This is a genomic window from Billgrantia sulfidoxydans (assembly GCF_017868775.1).
GTDB classification, from domain to species: domain Bacteria; phylum Pseudomonadota; class Gammaproteobacteria; order Pseudomonadales; family Halomonadaceae; genus Halomonas; species Halomonas sulfidoxydans.
This window is the reverse complement of the sequence record NZ_CP053381.1, coordinates 2555152-2573792: the sequence shown is the minus strand read 5'-3', so window position 1 is coordinate 2573792 and position 18641 is coordinate 2555152. Positions and strand designations below refer to the sequence as shown.

At 66.0% G+C, this 18641-nt stretch carries 19 protein-coding genes; 9 read left to right on the top strand and 10 right to left on the bottom strand.

Annotation, left to right across the window (positions count from 1 at the left end):
- The 4 genes from HNO51_RS11885 to HNO51_RS11870 all read right to left on the bottom strand — a co-directional run bounded on the left by HNO51_RS11885 (position 1) and on the right by HNO51_RS11870 (position 3058).
- Positions 1 to 201: a hypothetical protein gene (locus HNO51_RS11885; RefSeq protein WP_197447556.1), complete on the bottom strand. Its 201-nt coding sequence runs from the start codon at positions 199 to 201 to the stop codon at positions 1 to 3.
- The gene (locus HNO51_RS11880) at positions 198 to 2261 is read right to left on the bottom strand and encodes a 3'-5' exonuclease (protein WP_197447555.1); all 2064 of its coding nucleotides are present in this window, start codon (positions 2259 to 2261) and stop codon (positions 198 to 200) included. Before HNO51_RS11880 ends, HNO51_RS11885 begins: the two co-directional genes overlap by 4 nt.
- The gene (locus tag HNO51_RS11875; RefSeq protein ID WP_197447554.1) at positions 2258 to 2632 is read right to left on the bottom strand and encodes a response regulator transcription factor; all 375 of its coding nucleotides are present in this window, start codon (positions 2630 to 2632) and stop codon (positions 2258 to 2260) included. Before HNO51_RS11875 ends, HNO51_RS11880 begins: the two co-directional genes overlap by 4 nt.
- 138 nt (positions 2633 to 2770) lie before the next feature.
- Positions 2771 to 3058, bottom strand: coding sequence for a hypothetical protein (locus tag HNO51_RS11870; RefSeq protein ID WP_209537518.1), 288 nt, complete (start codon positions 3056 to 3058; stop codon positions 2771 to 2773).
- 286 nt (positions 3059 to 3344) lie between these two features.
- Between HNO51_RS11870 and HNO51_RS11865 the strand changes: the two genes are divergently transcribed.
- The 5 genes from HNO51_RS11865 to HNO51_RS11845 all read left to right on the top strand — a co-directional run bounded on the left by HNO51_RS11865 (position 3345) and on the right by HNO51_RS11845 (position 7911).
- Positions 3345 to 5018 (top strand): carbon starvation CstA family protein, encoded by a 1674-nt coding sequence (locus tag HNO51_RS11865; protein WP_197447552.1) that lies wholly within the window; start codon positions 3345 to 3347, stop codon positions 5016 to 5018.
- 16 nt (positions 5019 to 5034) lie between these two features.
- Entirely contained in the window at positions 5035 to 5334 is a 300-nt protein-coding gene (locus tag HNO51_RS11860) for a cory-CC-star protein (protein ID WP_197447551.1), read from the top strand.
- 84 nt (positions 5335 to 5418) lie between these two features.
- Positions 5419 to 6426, top strand: coding sequence for an ArsA family ATPase (locus HNO51_RS11855; protein ID WP_197447550.1), 1008 nt, complete (start codon positions 5419 to 5421; stop codon positions 6424 to 6426).
- A 124-nt stretch (positions 6427 to 6550) separates the two neighbouring features.
- A complete protein-coding gene (locus tag HNO51_RS11850; RefSeq protein ID WP_197447549.1) occupies positions 6551 to 6958 on the top strand; it encodes a ketosteroid isomerase-related protein in 408 nt (135 codons plus the stop codon).
- Between the two features lie 38 nt (positions 6959 to 6996).
- On the top strand, positions 6997 to 7911 hold the full coding sequence (locus HNO51_RS11845) for a carbon-nitrogen hydrolase family protein (protein WP_209537517.1): 915 nt from the start codon (positions 6997 to 6999) through the stop codon (positions 7909 to 7911).
- A gap of 37 nt (positions 7912 to 7948) precedes the next feature.
- Here the strand turns inward: HNO51_RS11845 and HNO51_RS11840 are convergent, their stop codons facing one another.
- From HNO51_RS11840 to metG, 6 genes are all read right to left on the bottom strand, one after another.
- Positions 7949 to 8692: a YdcF family protein gene (locus HNO51_RS11840; protein ID WP_209537516.1), complete on the bottom strand. Its 744-nt coding sequence runs from the start codon at positions 8690 to 8692 to the stop codon at positions 7949 to 7951.
- 13 nt (positions 8693 to 8705) lie between these two features.
- Entirely contained in the window at positions 8706 to 9767 is a 1062-nt protein-coding gene (locus tag HNO51_RS11835; protein ID WP_209537515.1) for a hypothetical protein, read from the bottom strand.
- Between the two features lie 113 nt (positions 9768 to 9880).
- Positions 9881 to 10519, bottom strand: a complete 639-nt coding sequence (nth, locus tag HNO51_RS11830; protein WP_197447545.1) for an endonuclease III — start codon at positions 10517 to 10519, stop codon at positions 9881 to 9883.
- A gap of 25 nt (positions 10520 to 10544) precedes the next feature.
- Positions 10545 to 11318, bottom strand: coding sequence for an electron transport complex subunit RsxB (gene rsxB, locus HNO51_RS11825; protein ID WP_209537514.1), 774 nt, complete (start codon positions 11316 to 11318; stop codon positions 10545 to 10547).
- Between the two features lie 105 nt (positions 11319 to 11423).
- Entirely contained in the window at positions 11424 to 13010 is a 1587-nt protein-coding gene (locus HNO51_RS11820) for a sensor domain-containing diguanylate cyclase (protein WP_197447543.1), read from the bottom strand.
- A gap of 230 nt (positions 13011 to 13240) precedes the next feature.
- Positions 13241 to 15283 (bottom strand): methionine--tRNA ligase, encoded by a 2043-nt coding sequence (gene metG, locus HNO51_RS11815; protein WP_197447542.1) that lies wholly within the window; start codon positions 15281 to 15283, stop codon positions 13241 to 13243.
- A gap of 149 nt (positions 15284 to 15432) precedes the next feature.
- On the opposite strand from metG, the gene HNO51_RS11810 reads away from it, so the two are divergent.
- The 4 genes from HNO51_RS11810 (at position 15433) to mepA (ending at position 18637) form a co-directional block, all read left to right on the top strand.
- Positions 15433 to 16002, top strand: a complete 570-nt coding sequence (locus HNO51_RS11810) for a DUF421 domain-containing protein (RefSeq protein ID WP_197447541.1) — start codon at positions 15433 to 15435, stop codon at positions 16000 to 16002.
- Positions 16003 to 16130: 128 nt separating this feature from the next.
- A complete protein-coding gene (locus tag HNO51_RS11805; protein WP_197447540.1) occupies positions 16131 to 16400 on the top strand; it encodes a hypothetical protein in 270 nt (89 codons plus the stop codon).
- Between the two features lie 143 nt (positions 16401 to 16543).
- The gene (locus tag HNO51_RS11800; protein WP_242597109.1) at positions 16544 to 17749 is read left to right on the top strand and encodes an alpha/beta hydrolase family protein; all 1206 of its coding nucleotides are present in this window, start codon (positions 16544 to 16546) and stop codon (positions 17747 to 17749) included.
- 33 nt (positions 17750 to 17782) lie between these two features.
- Positions 17783 to 18637 carry a penicillin-insensitive murein endopeptidase gene (gene mepA, locus HNO51_RS11795; RefSeq protein WP_209537513.1) on the top strand — a complete coding sequence of 285 codons (855 nt, stop codon included), beginning with the start codon at positions 17783 to 17785 and terminating at the stop codon, positions 18635 to 18637.
- The last annotated feature ends 4 nt before the right edge of the window (positions 18638 to 18641 follow it).

Genomic DNA, 18641 nt, shown 5'->3' with positions numbered 1-18641 from the left:
TCAGCCTTCCTCCTGCCGATGCTCCATCAGCCAGGCGGCCAGCGCGATGACCAGCAGCCAGGCCACGAACAGGTAGAGTGGCAGCCAGGAGAGCCCGGCGGCGGGCGGTCGATCGAAGATCAGGACCAGCGGTGGCGAGAAGAGCAGGGCGGCCAGGCCGATCAAGCCGGCCAGCCGGGCCTGGGGGCCGGAGGCGTTCATGTGCAGGCGTCCTCTCGGTCCAAGGCGGTGGCCTGCAGCGCCAGTGCCTGCTCCAGGGTCTCGATGCCGCGGGCCTCGAGGCGCGGCAGCAGTGCCAGCCACAGCTCCGCGGTGACCCGCGCATCCCCGATCGCCGTATGACGGGTGCCCGGGGGGAAGCTGAGATCGTAGCGCTCGGCGAGGGTATCCAGGTCGTGCCCGTCCAGGCTCTCGTCGAGAGCTCGGGAGAGCAGCAGCGTATCGAGTACCGGCATGTCCAGGGTCGTGCCGCTGTCGGTGGGCTGCAGGGCCAGCAGGTCGAAGGCGGCGTTGTGGGCCAGGATCACGGCATCGCCGATGTAGTCGCGGAAGCGCGGCAGGATGACCGGCAGCGGCGGGGCGCCGGCCACCTCGCTGTCGGTGATGCCATGAATCGCGGTGCTGGCCGGCGGTATCGGCCTGCCGGGGTCGACCCGTACGTCGAAGGTGTCGCTGGCCAAAAGCCGGCCGTTGACGATGCGGCAGGCGCCGATGCTGATGACGGTATCGCCGCGGCGCAGCTCGAGCCCGGTGGTCTCGGTGTCGAAGGCCACGATCTCCAGCGCCTTCAGTGGGCGTCGGGCCAGCTCGGCATCCGGTGGCGGCAAGTCGGCGATGCCGAAGTCATGGAACTCGGGCCGTGGCGGCAGCTGGCTGGGCGGCGCCCCGACGCGATCCATGGCGGGCAACGGCAGGCGCAGGCGAGCGTGCCGTCCATCGCTGTCGGCCAGGCTCCAGGCGTCGCTGGCATGTTGACGCAGCAGGTCGCCGACCCGCGGAGAGAGCGGCAAGGCGTCGAGTCGCTGCTCGCACCAGGCCGCGAGTTCCCGCTGCGGCAGTGGCTTGCCGGGCCAGATCAAGTCGAGGTAGACGCGGCGGTTACCGAGCAGGATCTCGCCTTCGAAGTACGTGGTGTCGGCATGCTTGCTCAATCGCACCAGCAGCGTCACGAGCAGGACCAGCAGCGCCGGGGCATCGCCCTTGAACCAGGCGGGCATGCCGATGGGCAGGACCTCGATGGGGCTGTCGCCGAGCCGTTCGTTAAGCGATTGCCACAGGTCGTTGGACCACAGTGGCACCAGGCGCTCGCCCTGCTGCTGCATGTCCTCGATCAGGCGACCGAGATTCTCGATCTCGCTGCCCAGGGCGCGACTCTCCTCGTCGATCACTGCCTCCAGGCGCCGGCGCAGCGTGTCGTCGATGTGCCTGGCGTGGCGTACGCTACCCAGCGCTTCGGCGGCGCTGGCCAGGCTGGCGCCATGCCGGCGCAGCGGCGCCATATGCTGCGCCAGGCCGGCACGCGCCCCCATCTCGCTGGTCCAGGCGGCGGTGGCATCGGTCAGGGTCAGCAGGGTCTCGCCATTGCTCTGCGGCACCCGGCGCATCACGGTGTGCAGCCAGCGCTCGTCGCAGGGGATCAGCAGCTCGCGCGGGGAGCCGTCCTGCGGCAGCTGGCTCAGTGCATCCTGCAGGCTCGATATCGGCAGCAGGGCATCCAGGCGTTTGCCGAGCCCAAGCCCGGTATGCTTCTCGAACAGCTTCTCGGCGGCCTGGTTGAACAGCAGCAGCCGCCGATGGTGATCGCACAGCAGCAGTGGCATGTCGAGAACCTGCAGCAGCGTCTCGAGCTCCTGGCGAATGCGTGCCGCACTGCGTGCACCCTCGGCATGGGCGGTAGCCAGGCGCTGGCGGTCGCTGCGCCAGGCCTCCCGTACTCGCACCAGGTCCGGACCCAGGCCGCGCAGCCAGCCCTCGGGTGGATAGTCCTCGCGGGCATCGGGGTTGGCCACCAGGCGGGCCAGTTGCACCTGCAGATGGCGCAGCGGGGTGAACAGCATGCGCTCTAGCAGCAGGCCGAGCAGGAAGATGGTTCCGCCCCCGGAGAAGCAGCCGAGCCACAGCATCAGGCGGGCGACCCCCTGGGGCTGGAACAGGCTGTCGAGCCAGGCGGCGAAGATGGCGCCACCCAGCAGGCTGATGCCGCTGAGCAACAGCCACAAGCCGATCAGGCGCTGGCGCTTGGGCAGCTTGCCTCCCTTCATCTGGCATCCTCGGCCAGCAGGGCCTTCACTTTCTCGACCAGAGCCTGGGTCGAGAAGGGCTTGGTCACGTAGTCGTCGGCGCCCAGGGCCAGGCCCTTTTCCCGTTCCACCTCGCGACCGTGAGCGGTGAGCATGATGATGGGCAAGCGGGAATGGCGGTCGTCCTGGCGCAGTTGCTCCAGCACGTCGAAGCCGCTGATGTCGGGCAGGCTGATGTCGAGCAGGATCAGGTCGGGGGCGTACTGCTCGACCTTGGCCAGGGCACCTTCGCCATCCTCGGCCGTCTCCACCTCGAATCCGGCCTGCTGCATCAGGAACTCCAGCGACAGGACGATGTTGGGCTCATCGTCCACCACCAGCACCTTGGCCATGCATGACTCCTTGAAGCGTCGTTGTATCTTGTTGATTGTCAGTCTAGTGCGCCTGACAGGGGCGGCAAAGACGACCTTGGCAGAAGGCGCCCGCAGCGCAGGGTGGCCGCCTGGGGAAAGGGAGGCGACAACCGGCAATCAGCGCGGCTCGTCGCCGTTCTTCCCGAGTCGCCGCCACTTCGGCCCCAGCGGGCCGAGCCACAGCCACACCTGCAGCAGCACCAGCAGGGGCAGCAGCCAGGCAGGGGCGCCGGTGGTGCGGGTCAGAAGATAGAAGATCAGGTAGGCGGTGATGCCGGCAGCCAGGCCCACCAGGGTGAAGGTGAAGGCGCGCGCCTGGCCTGGCCGGCGCGTCACGCGAAACAGCAGGCCGACGAAGGCACCGAAGGCGCCGGCCATGGCGAGTTGCAGCAGAGTCTCTGGCATGGAAGGTCTCGTCGTCCTGGGCTGGCTTCTACCGCAGCGTAACGCGCCCTCTCCCCCGGGGGCTGTAAGACCTTGGAACAAGCCGGCCGTCGATCACCGGTCCCGAGGCAGTGGCTACGACTTTAGCGGCAAAAGGCCGGCCGGTCAGGCCGAAAAGTGGACTTGTCACTATCCTCTGCTCATCCTTGCCGGGCAGGGCCACGCGCGCTGCCGGAACTCTCGCTTCGCATCACGGGCGAAGCGTCAGGAAAGAAAAGGAACCTTCCTCACAAAGGAGCTGACCAGAATGAGTGCTATCGTCCTGCTGGTTCTCGGTCTTGCGGGGATGGCCGCGGGATACTTCCTCTACTCGCGTTTCATCGCCACCAGGATCTACCGCCTCGACCCCGACTTCCAGACGCCCGCCCACGAATACGAGGATGGCGTCGACTTCGTGCCGACCAACCGCTATGTCCTGTGGGGACATCACTTCACCTCGGTGGCCGGCGCCGCGCCCATCGTCGGGCCGGCCATCGCGGTCATCTGGGGCTGGCTGCCGGCCTTCCTGTGGGTCGTGCTCGGCACCGTGTTCTTTGCCGGCGTGCACGACTCCGGCGCCATCTGGGCCAGCGTGCGCAACAAGGCCAAGTCGGTCGGCGCCTTGACCGGCGATGTGGTCGGAGCGCGTGCCCGCAGCATCTTCATGATCGTCATCTTCCTCGTCCTGCTGATGGTCAACGCCGTGTTCGCCGTGGTCATCGCAGGATTGATGATGAACTTCTCCAGCGCCGTGGTGCCGGTGTGGGGCGCTATCCTCGTGGCACTGATCATCGGCCAGCTGATCTATCGGCGCATCCTCAGCCTGCCGGTGGTGTCGATCCTCGGCGTCATCGCGCTCTATGCGCTGATCCTTGTCGGCCCCTCGGTGCCGATCCAGATGCCGGCCGAGGTGGCTGGCTTCTCCGGCAACGCGGTGTGGATCCTGATCCTTTTCGGCTATGCGGCGATCGCCTCCATGCTGCCGGTCTGGGTGTTGCTGCAGCCGCGCGACTACATCAACGGCCTGCAGCTGTTCATCGGCCTGATCGTGCTCTACGGCGCCGTCCTGCTGCTCAACCCCACCGTGGTGGCGCCGATGGTCAACGGCGAGCTGCCGGCCGGCACGCCGTCGATGCTGCCGCTGCTGTTCGTCACCATCGCCTGCGGCGCGATTTCCGGTTTCCACGGCCTGGTCTCGTCCGGCACGACCTCGAAGCAGCTGAACAAGGAGACCGACGCCCGCTTCGTCGGCTATTTCGGCGCGGTGGGCGAGGGCATGCTGGCACTCGCGGCCATCCTGGCCGCCACGGCCGGCTTTGCCACCTTCGCCGACTGGCAGGCGGTCTATACAGCGTTCGGTGCCGGCGGCGTCAATGCCTTCGTCGAGGGCGGTGCGTTCATCATCCATAACGGCCTGGGCTTGCCCGAGGCCACCGCGGCGACGCTGCTTACCGTGATGGCGGCCCTGTTCGCCGGTACGACAATGGATACCGGCCTGCGCCTGCAGCGCTACATCTTCCAGGAGTGGGGCGAAATCTATCAGCTCAAGTGGATGAACAGGAACGTGCCCGCCACCCTGCTGGCCGTGGGCAGTTGCCTGCTGCTCGCCTTTGGCGCCGGTGGTGCGAGCGGTACTGGCGGCATGATCATCTGGCCGCTGTTCGGCACGACCAACCAGCTGCTGGCAGGCCTGACCCTGCTGGTGGTGACGGTGATGCTGGTGCGCCTGCGCCGGCCGATGTGGTACACCCTGGCGCCGCTGTGCTTCCTGCTGGTGATGACCATCGCAGCGCTGCTCATCCAACTGCGCACCTTCTTCAACGAGGGCAACTACTTCCTGCTGTTGGTGGATATCGTGGTGTTGATCGCCGCGATCCTCGTGGCCATGGAGTGCGCCTCGGCGCTGAAGCGTTCGCGGGCGGAAGTGGCCAGGCAGGAGTGAAACGAGGAGGCAGCCCATGAGCGACGACAGTGACACTCCGGATTCTCGTCGCGAGCGGCTTCGGGCCTGGCTGAGCCAGGCCCGGTTCGTCGCCGAAGAGTTCTACAGCGCCCGCTATCGCGGCGCTATCGCCCGTGCCCGGCGCGACGAGGACGACCTGTTCATGCTGCTGGTGTTCTCCGAGATGATGGGCGTGCCCAACCCGGCTGCGTACTACACCCTGGAGCTTCAGCCGCTACTGCTGGAGCGCTTCCACGACTGGCACCGGCGCATGGGCATGGAGCGCTCGCCGCTGGACCATTTCCGATGCTGTTAGTGACACGGACAAAGTGCTGCGCTCCAGTGAGCTGCGAGGGAGCTCTCCTGAGCTGCCGCCAACTCTCGATGCCTTGGAAGTAATATGAAAGAGTTACTCGACAAACGCCTGGTCTGGGTGGGCGGCAAGGGCGGCGTGGGCAAGACCACGGTGGCCGCCTCGCTGGCCGTGCTGGCCGCGCGCCGCGACAGCCGCGTACTGGTCGTCTCCACCGACCCGGCCCACAGCCTCGGTGACGCGTTCGACCGTGTGCTGAACGATGCACCGCGGCGTCTGCTGCCCAACCTGGACGCCATGGAGATCGACCCGGACGCCGAGGTCGAGGCGCACCTGACCCGGGTGACCGAGCAGATGCGCCGCTATGCCGCGCCGGAGATGATGGCCGAGCTGGAGCGCCAGATGCACCTGACGCGACAGTCGCCGGGTACCCAGGAAGCCGCCCTGCTGGAGCGGCTGTCGCGCATCGTCACTGACGATGCCGCGCCCTATGACCTGGTGATCTTCGATACCGCGCCGACGGGTCATACCCTGCGCCTGCTGACCCTGCCCGAAGCCATGGCGGCCTGGACCGATGGCCTGCTGGCGCACAATCGCAAGTCCGAGGAACTGGGCAAGGTGCTCTCGCACCTGACGCCCAGGCGCGGCCGCGACGTGGCCACGCCCTTCGACGATCCCCGCGAGGATCCGCTGAGCGATCTCGACGAGCGTACTCGCGGCGTGGCACGGACGCTGATCGAGCGCCGCCGGCTGTTCCACCGTGCCCGGCGCCGCATCGAGAACGCCGAAGAAACCGGCTTCCTGTTCGTGATGACCCCCGAGCGGCTGCCGATTCTCGAGACGGTGCGGGCCGTGCAGGCGCTCGAAGCGGCCAAGGTGCCGGTGGCCGGCGCCGTGGTCAACCGGGTGATTCCCGCCGATGCCGACGGTGAGTTCCTGCGTGCCAGGCGTGAGCAGGAAGCCAGCTACCTGGCGCGCATCGACGAGCAGCTCGCGCACCTGCCACGGCTGCGACTGCCGCTGCTGCCGAGCGACGTGCTGGGTCTTCCGGCCCTCGAAGCGCTCGCCGATCGTCTCGAGCAGCTGGGATTCTGAAGCGGCTCACGCGCCAACCGGCCATTGCTGTACAGCAATGGTCAAATGCAGGGTGACAGGCTAACGCTGTCGGGCCGGGGCGTTTACACTTTCGCCCCTCGAACCCAGTCAGGAGAGCCTGTTCATGTCCGGTAGCGTGCAACTGATCCAGCGGTACTACGATGCCTTCAACCGTGGCGACTGGGACGCCATGCTCGCTTGTCTCGATCCCGAAGTGGCCCACGACCTGAACCAGGGGCCGCGGGAGACGGGGCGTGACGCCTTTCGTCAGTTTCTGGCACGCATGGATCGCAGCTACGTGGAGCGACTGGAAGACGTCGTGCTCATGCCAGCCGCCGACGGACGACGAGTCGCCGCGGAATACGTCGTTCACGGCGAGTACCGTGCCACCGACGAGGGGCTGCCGCCGGCCAAGGGGCAGCGCTACGTGCTGCCCGGCGGCGCCTTCTTCGAAGTGGCAAATGGCCGGATCACCCGCGTGACCAACTACTACAACCTGGAGGAGTGGCTGCGTCAGGTGGCCCAGGCGTAGGCCAACCAGGTCCGGAAACAGGGGGAGGAGGAATAGCGATGCGCGTGGCCGTGGCCAAATATCCCATCGGCATGCCGGCAAGCTTCGATGATTTCGCCCGGCGCCAGGAAACCTGTCTGAGGCAGGCGCGTGAGCTGGGCGCCCGAATCGCGGTGTTGCCCGAATACCTCAGCCTGGAGCTTGCGGCCAGTTTCTCCGCCGAAGCGCGCGGCGACCTGAAGGCGTCGCTGGCCGGGCTCCAGGCATGGCGTGGTGCCTGGAGTGAACTCTACGGAGGCCTGGCGCGGGAACTCGACATGTACCTGGTGCCCGGGACCTTCCTGCTCGACGTGGGCGGTGGCCGCTACCGCAACCGGGCCGACTGGTTCGCCCCGGACGGCGTTCATGGCTGGCAGGACAAGCTGCAACTGACCGGCTACGAGAAGCAGAGCGGCATCATCGAACCGGGCAATGCGCTGTCGGGTTTCGACTGCGATGGCCACCGGGTCGGCATCGCGGTCTGCTATGACGTGGAGTTCCCGCTGCCGGTACGTGCCCAGTTCGAGGCGGGCATCCGCCTGTTGCTGGTGCCCAGCTGTACCGATACCGCTGCCGGCGCGACTCGGGTGAGAATTGGCTGCCTGGCACGCGCGCTCGAGAATCGCTTCTTCGTGGCCCAGGCGGTGACCGCCGGTGAGGCGCCATGGAGCCCGGCGCTCGACGTCAACACCGGCGAGGCGACCCTCTACGCGCCGATGGATCATGGCTTTCCTGCGGATGGGATACTCGCCGCTACCCAAGGCGATGCGCTGTGGGCCTGCCATGACGTCGACGTGGCCAGGCTGGAACTCAGTCGCGTACACGCTCAGGTGGACAACGACCGCGATTGGCCGCAGCAGCTCGTCGCCAGGTTGCAGCACTGGGCCGGGGAGCCGGACGCCGGGGCACCACAGTGCGAGACAGCGCCGGCTTGACGCGACCTCCGCTTGCGTCCCGTGCGGCAGGCAGCAGCTATGGCAGCAGTTGGTGAAGCGACTGGCCGGCACGCCCCAGCCACTCGTTCAGGGCACGCGTGCTCTGGTTGAGGTGGTAGGCGCGTGGCAGCCAGGCCGACAGCCCCTCGGGCGGTGGGCTGGTGAACTCGGTGGGCGCGGGGATCACCTCCATGCCCTGGGCCTCGAACTCCGCCACGGCTCGCGGCAGGTGCCAGGCCTGCGAGACCAGGGCTATCCGTTCTATGCCATCGGCACGCAGCATTTCGGCGCTGAAGCGGGCATTCTCGGCGGTGCTGCGGCTCTCGCCTTCCAGCCAGCGAACTGGCACGACGAAGACGTCGCGCAGCGCAGCGGCCATCAGGCTCGCCTCTGCAAACTCCTCGCCATGGACACGACCGCCGCTCACCAGGATCGGCAACTCGCTCTGGCGATGCAGGTGCGCACCATAGGCCAGGCGGCGCCAGGTGGGATTCGCCGGCGCGTCGCCCCAGCCGAACTCGGGAGCCTGGTAGTCTCGCCCGCCACCCAGGATGACGATCGCCTCGGCGCGCTCCAGTTGGGAGCGTGCGGGAGATGCGTAGGGTTCCAACCCCTGGCGCAGCGTATGGCTGGCCATCGGCGTGGCGAGCAGCACTAGGCCGAACAGCCCCAGCATGATCAGCAGGGCGCCGAGGAAACGCTTGGGGCTGAGCCATAGCCCCAGCAGTACCAGCAGCACGTTGAGCGCGGGTGGTAGCAGCAAGCTCTTCAGCAGCGTCATCGTTGCGCTCCGGTCAAGCGTGATCGAGGAGTTCCAGCCTGCGGCTGGGCCAATGCACGACAGCGGTGCGCGACGTCATGCGGTTCGCCAGCCCGGGGTGTTCCCTGGCGATGACCTGGGCGGCGAACTCGGCAAGGAAGCACGACTTCAATTCGGCGCGGGCGCGGTCCACGCCGACCGCCTCATAGGGCGTCGAGGCCAGCAGCAGGAAACCGTCGTCCGGAATGCGGCCTGCCTTCATGTTGCCGTCGATGATTGCCGCCGCGGTGCCGATGGGTTCGGACAGGTCGGGACTGTAGGGGCCGACGATCAGCGCAGTGTTGGGCAGGTGCAGGAAGTCGAAGCCGCGACCGACGCAGATCACCCACTCGCGATGCTCGATGTCGAGCTCGCGGGCGGTGCCACGCAGCGAGTCGACGTGTTGCAGGTTGCCCTTCAGCAGTGGCAGCAGGTCGCGACGGATATCGCCAGGCATGTCGGGGCATAGGCCGGCGAGGCGAGGTTCCAGCTCGCCTTCGGCATCGGGTGCGAGTGCGCTGATGTCGAGGAGGGAGTCGCCGGTGCCGTGCACGATGAGCGCATCGGTGTCGGTTTCGAACCCGCAGACCAGCGGGTAGACGTGGCGATGATCGCGGCCGAAGATGCGTTCAGCCTGGCGACGTATCTCGTGAGCCTGTGCCAGGGCGGCATCCGTGTCGCAGGCGAAACCGGCGCAGCCACGCAGCCGCTCGCCGCGGGAGAAATGGTAGCTGATGTTCAGCAGCACACCGCTGCCGGCCTGAATGGCGTCGTCGACGGCATCGGTGAGCATCTCGCCGAGGTAAGGCCAGCCAAGGTGGAAGATGCCGCCGAGGTTGCGGAACGGAGTGATGATGCCCAGCGGCGTGCGGGTGGCATGGGGCAGGTGGATGCGTCCATCCATGCATTTCATGACCAGAATTCGCGTGGGATGGTTGGCCAGGTAGCGCTCACGGGCCAGCCAGGCCGAGGAGCTGCAGAAAGTGTCGGCGTGTTCGCGGGAAAGGGCGAGCAGCGCTTCGATGCGCTCACCGATGGGGCGGTCGTGCAGTGGCATGCTTGCGGCTCTGGTTATTGTTATCTATCCGGCATCGTCCATGACTGTGCCGTTATATGCAAAACCCCCATTAGTCGCATTTTCAGTTCGAAATTTGCTTAACCGATACCGGTTTATGCGATATCCACCTTCTCCTTGTACTCGCAGAGATCCTCGATCACGCAGCTACCGCAGCGCGGCCGGCGGGCCACGCAGGTGTAACGCCCGTGCAGGATCAGCCAGTGATGCGCGTCGCGGCGAAACTCACGGGGCACGTGGCGCAGCAGTTTCTGCTCGACCTCGTCGACGTTCTTGCCCGGGGCCAGCCGGGTGCGGTTGGAGACACGGAAGATGTGCGTGTCCACGGCAATGGTCGGCTCGCCGAAAGCGGTGTTGAGAATCACGTTGGCGGTCTTGCGTCCTACGCCGGGTAGCGCCTCGAGCTCGGCGCGGGTGCGAGGTACCTCGCCGCCATGCCGCTCCACCAGGATGCGGCAGGTCTTGATCAGGTTTTCGGCCTTGGTGTTGTAGAGCCCGATGGTCTTGATGTGCTCCTTGAGCGCCTCGAGGCCGAGGTCGATGACGGCCTGAGGCGTGTTGGCTACCGGGAACAGCCGTGCGGTGGCCTTGTTGACCCCGACGTCGGTGGCCTGGGCGGAGAGCAGCACGGCGGTGAGCAACTCGAACGGCGTGCTCCAGTCGAGCTCCGTGGTCGGCTCGGGGTTGTGCGCGCGCAGGCGGGCGAAGATCTCGTAGCGTTTCTGGGCGTTCATGCGGGGTTCTCGTTCGATGGCACGCTCACGGTGAATCGGACGCGAGGGAGGCGCGGGCCTCCTCGAGCAGGGCGGTGGCGCGTGCGAGCTGCGCCTCGGCTTGGCGACAGGCTTCGCTATCATGCCGTCGCTGGGCGCTCTCGAACTGCTGGCGAGCCCGGCGCACTGCCTGTTCGGCGGCTTTAACCGCCATTTGGCGCTGGCGCTGCTGTGGAACCGGGCCGCTGCGAGTGTCGCGCGTCCCTTGTCGAATCAGGCGGCGCTGCCGCTCCAGGCGCTTCTCCCGCGCCAGGCGTGCCTGGCGCTGCTGGCGGGCCTGATAGCGCCGTCGTCCCAGCTCCGCCCGCCGCGCCAGGTATGCCTGGCGCTCGGCCTCATCGGCGGCGGCCTGCCACTCGGGGTGGGGAACCAGGTCGATGCAGTCGACGGGGCAGGGCGCCACGCACAGCTCGCAGCCGGTGCACTCGGCGGTGATCACGCTGTGCATGCGTTTGCTGGCGCCCAGGATGGCATCCACCGGGCACGCCTGGATGCACTTGGTGCAGCCGATGCATTCCGCTTCGCGTATGACCGCTGCGAGCGGTGACTGGGCTGGCTGCTCCAAGGCCTGGGGTGGACGGCCTGTCAGCTCGGCCAGGCGTTCGACGGTGTCCTCGCCGCCGGGAGGGCAACGGTTGATCGGTTCGCCTGCGGCGATGGCCTCGGCGTAGGGGCGGCAGCCAGGATGACCGCACTTGCCGCACTGGGTCTGCGGCAGCAGCGCATCGATGGCATCGATCAAGGTGCTGTGGCCCGTCACGTCGTCTCCTGATAGGGCGCAGGTGGGGTGCCAGCGGAGGCTGACGGCCGGACATTATACGCGGCGGCCCGGCACGGGCATACCGTCCTGCTCCCCCTGGCGCTTCTAACGCTCGACCGGGCTGAGCTGGTCGCTGGTGCGATAGGCTTCGACCCGGTTACGCCCGCCCGTCTTGGCCTGGTACATGGCCTGATCGGCGGCCCGCATGATGTCGGACGGGGTCGTCATGTCCGCTTGGTGGGCGGCGACGCCAATGCTGACGGTCACGCTGGTGCTGGTGGGGGAGAATTCGTGCGGCATCTCCAGTGCATTGATGGCTTTCAGCAGCTCGCGGGCGTGGGCTAACGCGATATCGAGCGAGGTGCCGGGAAGCAGGACGCTGAATTCCTCGCCGCCGGTGCGGGCCACGAGGAACCCATGGGGCTTGAGACAGTCTTCCATGCACTGCGCCAGGGTCATTAAGCAGATATCGCCGGCCTGGTGGCCGTAATGATCGTTGTAGAGCTTGAAATGGTCGATGTCGATCATCATGGCCGAGGTGCGGTGGCGGGCGCTGCGCAGGCTCAGCGCCTCGGCGAAGCGCTCATCGAACAACCGGCGGTTGGCCACGCCCGTCAGGGGGTCATGCTGGCTCAGCTCCAGCAGCTGTTCGGATTGCTTGCGCTGATGGTCGAGCAGGTGGCGGAATTCCCGCGCCAGGGTGCCGATCTCGTCGTGGCGCGCCGCGAGACTGTCGGGCATGGCCGGGAGTACGACCTCCCGGTGGACACGCTGGGTGTAGTGGGTGAACTGGCGCAGCGGCAGCAGCACCATGCGTTCGAGCAGCCACAGCACGATCAGCAGGGTGACGATCAGCACGCCGCCGGTCCAGTAGAGCGCGAAGCGGAAGGTCTCGAGGCTTGCCTGATAACGCTGGCGGGGCAGCAGGGCGTCGATGCGTACGGCGCGGTTCGGCGGCAGCGCCGGGATTAGGCGCTGTGCCGCCATGTGCGTCGGCGAGACGCGCTCCAGGTATTGGATAGGGCCCTCCTGCTGCGGCACGGGGCTCAGCTCCATCTGGATGCCGGTGGTATCGCGCAGCTGTTCGATCCAGGGGGCATTGAACGGGCGCACCATGGCAAGCCAGCCGGCCGCCGGCGACGCTTCCCGGCTCTGGTGGATCGGTGACAGGGCCGCCATGGCGAGCTCGGATTGCGCCAGCAGCCAGGTGTCGGTGGCATCGTCCGCCTTTTGCTCGATGTGGCGGACGAGAAAGTCCCTGGCCGGTTCGGCCCAATCGCAGGGGGGCGCCACGCCCGGGCAGGAGGTGAATTCTCCCTCTTCGTCGTAGCCGACCACCCAGAAGGCTTCCCGGTCGGCGTCGAGAAAGAGCATTAGCTCGAGATCGAGCGTCTCGAGCGTATCCTCGTAGAGGTTCGAGTCGACGTACTCGGGCCGCTTCCCGCTGACGAAGTCGAAGGAATCGTCCCAGTAGGCCCAATCTTCGACCAGGCGACGCATGTGGTTGAGCTCACTGCCCAGGGCGCGTTCGGCCCGGTCGAGCTCGGCGCTGGCAAAGGTTTCCTCGTCTTCCAGCAGGATCGGCATGATCTGGTAGCGTGCAATCAGCACCAGGGCCAGCAGGGCCAGGCACAGCACGCCACACAACGACAGCAGGAAACGATTACGCAACGAAGTGAGCACTGTCGTCATGAGGCATGCCTGTTTCATGTGCCGCCACCCCGGGTGTCAGAGGTATTGGCACCGGTGTAGGTGATTGCTTACAAGATATTTCGGCTCTGGATTACAAAACTTTAGTGGAACTTAGGCTGTGACCGAAAAGTGCCTGTGCTTGCCCACGCTGCGTCGAAGCTTGGCTCTATGTGCTCCTTCAGTAATGAAAAGCGCGACCGAGGCCGCGCAGTTTCATGGGCGAAGGCGATCTACCTGACGCGCTGGCCGGGCTCGGCGCCGGAATCCGGCGACAGCAGGTAGATACCGTCGTCGTCTCCCGCAGCCAGGACCATGCCTTCGGAGACGCCGAAGCGCATCTTGCGCGGCGCCAGGTTGGCCACCATGACGGTCAGGCGACCCTCCAGGGCCTCGGGGGCATAGGCCGAGCGAATGCCGGCGAAGACGTTGCGCGACTCGCCGCCCAGGTCGAGTGTGAGCTGCAGCAGCTTGTCGGCACCCTCGACGTACTCGGCCTTGGCGATACGGGCGATGCGCAGGTCGACCTTGGCGAAGTCGTCGAAGGCGATCTGCTCGGCGATGGGGTCGTCGGCCAGCGGCCCCTTGGCCGCTTCCTTGAGCTTCTGTTCTTCCACCAGATCCTCCTTCGATGCCTCGATCATGGCATCGATCTTCTCCCGCTCGACGCGGGTCATCAACGGTTTGAACTTGGCAATTCCGTGGTCGAGCAACACCTCGTGACGGCTCTCCCAGTCGAGCGATTCCAACTGCAGGAACTGGCGCGATTGCTGGGCCATGGCCGGCACCACCGGCGCCAGGTAGACCATCAGCTGGCGGAACAGGTTGATGCCCACCGAGCAGATGTCGAGCACCTCCTGTTCGCGGCCCTCCTGCTTGGCCAGCACCCACGGTTCCTTGTCGGCAATGTAGGTGTTGGCTTCATCGGCCAGCTCCATGATCTTGCGCACGGCGCGTCCGAATTCGCGAGCCTCGAAATCCTCGGCGATGCCATCACCCGCGGCGATGAAGCGAGCGACCAGCTCCGGCTCGGCGCAGTGGGCCGAGAGCCGGCCGTCGCCCAGCTTCTTGACGAACCCGGCGCAGCGGCTGGCGATGTTGACCACCTTGCCGACGAGGTCGGCATTCACCCGGGCGGCGAAGTCCTCGAGGTTGAGGTCCAGGTCGTCGACCCGCGAGGTGAGCTTGGCGGCGAAATAGTAGCGCAGGTACTCGGGATTCAGGTGCTCGGCATAGGTGGCTGCCTTGATGAAGGTGCCACGCGACTTCGACATCTTGGCCCCGTTGACGGTGACGAAGCCATGGCAGTTCACGGCGGTGGGGGTGCGGAAGCCGGCGCCGTGCAGCATGGCCGGCCAGAACAGCGCATGGAAGTAGACGATGTCCTTGCCGATGAAGTGATACACCTCGGCCTCGCTGTCCTTCTTCCAGAAGGCATCGAAGTCGATGCCGGTGCGCTCGCACAGGTTCTTGAAGCTGGCCAGGTAGCCGATCGGCGCATCCAGCCAGACGTAGAAGTACTTGCCCGGGGCGTCGGGGATCTCGAAGCCGAAGTACGGCGCGTCGCGGGAGATGTCCCACTCGTTGAGGCCGGACTCGAACCACTCCTGCAGCTTGTTGCCGATCTGGGTCTGCACGTGGCCGCCGCGGGTCCACTGCTTGAGGAAGTCGGCGAAATCGGGAAGCTTGAAGAAGTAGTGGGTGGAGCTGCGCACCTCGGGCGTGGCGCCGGAAATTGCCGACACGGGATCGATCAGTTCCGCCGGGGTGTAGGTGGCGCCACACGCCTCGCAGTTGTCGCCGTACTGATCCGCGGTCTTGCACCGGGGACAGGTCCCCTTGATGAAACGGTCGGCCAGGAACAGCCCCTTGACCGGATCGTACATCTGCTCGATATCGCGGGTGGCGATATGGCCGTGCTCGCGCAGGCGAGTATAGATCAGCTCGCTGTAATGCCGATTTTCCTCGGAGTGCGTCGAGTGGTAGTTGTCGAAGGCGACCCCGAAGGTGGCAAAGTCGGCCTGGTGCTCCCTGGAGACGCGCTCGATCAGGGCTTCCGAGGAGATGCCTTCCTGCTCCGCGCGCAGCATGATCGCGGTGCCGTGGGCGTCGTCGGCGCACACGTAGTGGCACTCATGGCCGCGGCTCTTCTGAAAACGCACCCAGATGTCGGTCTGGATGTACTCCAGCAGGTGGCCAAGGTGAATCGAGCCGTTGGCGTAGGGCAGGGCGCTGGTGACCAGGATCTTGCGCGGGGCGCTGGTTGAGTTCGACATATCGGCTCTGGAATTCCCAAGAAAAACAGGCTTTCGATTGTATCCCTGTTGGCGCGCCACTGCATCCGGTGGCGGGAAGGGGCGTTCAGCACCATGCGGCTGGATTCTGTGCGCTAGGCTGATCCCATACGGCTACGAGGGAGGCAAGTGTGGATCCAATTTTCTTCGATCAATGGCAGGCGCTGCTGCGCACGGCGGTGCTTGGCGTGCTGGGTTATGTGGGGCTGGTATTCCTGCTGCGTGTATCCGGCCGGCGCACGCTATCGAAGATGAACGCCTTCGATCTGGTCGTGACCGTCGCGCTGGGCTCGGTGCTGGCGTCGGTCATGCTCAGCAAGGACGTGACCCTGGCCCAGGGCATCTTGGCGTTCGGTCTTCTCATCGGCATGCAATACCTGGTGACTTGGGCAAGTGTCCGCTATCGCTGGGTGCGCCAACTGGTGACCGGCGAGCCGGCGCTGCTGTTCTTTCGCGGCGGCTATCTGCCTGAGGCCATGCGGCAGGCGCGTGTCACCGAGGATGAAGTGCGCGCGGCGGTACGTGCCGCCGGCAAGGCCGAACTAGCCGATGTCGGTGCCGTCATCCTGGAGACCGACGGCTCCTTCAGCGTGGTGAATGGGGCGGACGGCGCAACACTACCAAGCCTCGCAGGGGTGAAGGAGCCGGGAACCCGGTCAAGCGGACCCGAGCGCAGCGGACCTCCCGAGCGAAGTGGCTAAAGGGTGCGATCGGCCATGTGCTTCGTTACAATGCAGACGAGTGAACCCAAGGATGGGCTCCAGGTACGCCTCATGCACCGCAGGTTACGCATCATCCGATCGCCGAACGACCGACTGAGGATGATACGATGAAACTGCGCAACGTTCTTCCGCTGCTGATGGCAGCCGCCCTGCTGGTTGGCTGTGGCACCAACGCCGTCGCCCCGCGCTATACCAGCTCGAATCCCGACATCATGCGCATCAGCGAAGAGCAACCCGCCAATCCCGAGAAGACCGTCGAAGATCTCGGCTCCTACTGTGTGGAAATCACCGAGACCTGGAACGCTCACGGCGAAACGCCGAATGGCCAGACCCTGTGGGCCAAGGATACGCGCCGCGCCGTCGTGCCGTGTGATTGAGCCCCTGCCAGGGTAAAGCAACGGCACTACCGGCCCATGCCTCGGCATGGGCCGGTTCGTTATGGGCACCTGGCACCGCCCGCCTCACCGCCTAGACTGGGGGAGACAACGTCAAGGAACCTGTCGCTGTCAGGAGGCATGCCATGGAACGAAAAGCCCTCACTCCACTACATCCATTGCTTCGCACCCTACGTCCGTTGGCAGGCGCTTCTTCCCATGAGTCGGCTCCCGGCGCGCGGGTGGGCGGCGTGATCCTGTTGTTGGCGATGCTCTTCGTCGTTCTCCAGGCCAGCGTTGGCGAAGCGCAGCCACGGGAGCCGGAATCGAACCGCCTACTGGGAACCGAGGCGGGAGACGAGGCCGGGCTGGAGCATCCCAGCGAACATCTCGTGGTAACGGACTTCCCCGGCGAGCTGATCGATGCCGAACTTGACACCTGGCAGGAATACGTTCCCGAGGTGGAAGACGTCACCATTCCCGCCTCGGCGGACGAATACGAGCAGCCGGCACTGTTCTACGCGCCGGACGGCGGGGAGAAGCGGCCGCTGCTCCTGGTGCTGCACAGCTGGAGTACCGATTACCTTCAGAACATTGATATTCCCCTGGCGCAGTTCGCCGTGGCCAACGATTGGGCCTTCATGCACCCCGATTTTCGTGGCCCCAACGATGGTCACCCTGAATCAACGGCCTCCGACCTGGTCATTTCCGACATGGAAGATGCACTGGAGTACGCCCGCGAGAACGCCCGCGTGGACGAGTCGCGTATCTATTTGCTGGGTTACTCAGGTGGCGCCATGAACGCGCTGCACCTGGCCAGCCGGCATCCCGATACGTTCGCCGGCGTGGCCGCCTGGGTGCCGGTCTACGATCTCGTCAGCTGGTATGAATGGAACGAGCGGCAGGGCGAGAAGTATGCCGAGGAGATTGCCGAGGCCTGCGGTGGCGTGCCGGAGGAGGGCGGCGAGGCCCATGAAGAGTGCCGACAGCGGAGCCCCAAGGCGCATGTGCCTGACGTGGCCGGCAAGATCCGTGTGCTGATCGCGCATGGTATCGACGACGAGACCGTGCCGGTCGAACAGGCGCTGCACGCCTACAATGACCTGGTCGAAGAGGAGGCGCGCCTGTCCCGGGAGGATATCGATGCGATCATGGAGAGCGGGGAGATACCCGACGCCTTGCTCGAGGTGTCGCTGCACCAGCAGCGGGACTACCAGCGCTTCGACGACGCCGAGGCACCGGTCCTGCTGCATCTGCAGTCGGGGCCGACCGAGCTGGCGCTGTTCGATGGCGAACACGACATGCTCTATCGCCCCGGCCTTGAATGGCTAGCCCTGCAAGAACGCGAATGAGGAAATTTACCGTCTGGCAAGGATGAACCTCCGATGTTGTTACGCTACCTCAGCCGACGCCCACGTTTCGTGGGCGTCATGTTGTCGGCTACCCTCATCGCCGGGGGCATGTCGAGCGCCATTGCCCAATCCCCCGCCTCGTCGCCTACCACGCCGGCGGACTGGGCCGACGTCAACGAACCACTGTCCGGCCCGCCGCGTGTCATCGGCCCCTACGATGGCGGTTGCATCGCCGGTGCGGAACGGCTGCCCGAAGAGGGGGAGGGTTACCAGGCGGTGGATCTCAAGCGTAACCGCCACTATGGACACCCCTCTCTCGTCGATTACATCGAGCGCCTGGGCGAGCGCATCAGCAAAGCCGGCTTCGGCCCGATCCTGGTGGGTGACATGGCCCAGCCGCGCGGTGGGCCGATGCCCTACGGCCATGTCAGCCACCAGACCGGACTCGACGTCGACATCTGGTTTCGCCTCGACCTGCCGTTCCTCGAGCGCAGCGAGCGCGATGAGCTCGAGCAGCCAATTCTGGTGGATCCACGCAGCCAACGCCTGGACGAGCGTTGGACGGACCAGCATGCCGAGCTCATTCGCCAGGCAGCTGACGACCCGCGGGTGATGCGGATCTTCGTCGACTCCGCGGTGAAGCGCGACCTGTGCGAGCGGGAATGGGACGACCGCTCATGGCTGCGTGTGATCCGCCCCTGGCACTCTCACGATGAGCATCTCCACGTACGCCTGCGCTGCCCACCGGGCCAGACGGAGTGCGCCGACCAGCCTCCGCCGCCTCCCGGAGACGGCTGTCAGGCCTTGGCTCCGACGCCTCGCCCGGAAGCCTATCCTCTGCCGAGTTGTACCCTGCCGCCTGCGTGTCGTGCCGTGCTGAATCGTTGACGAA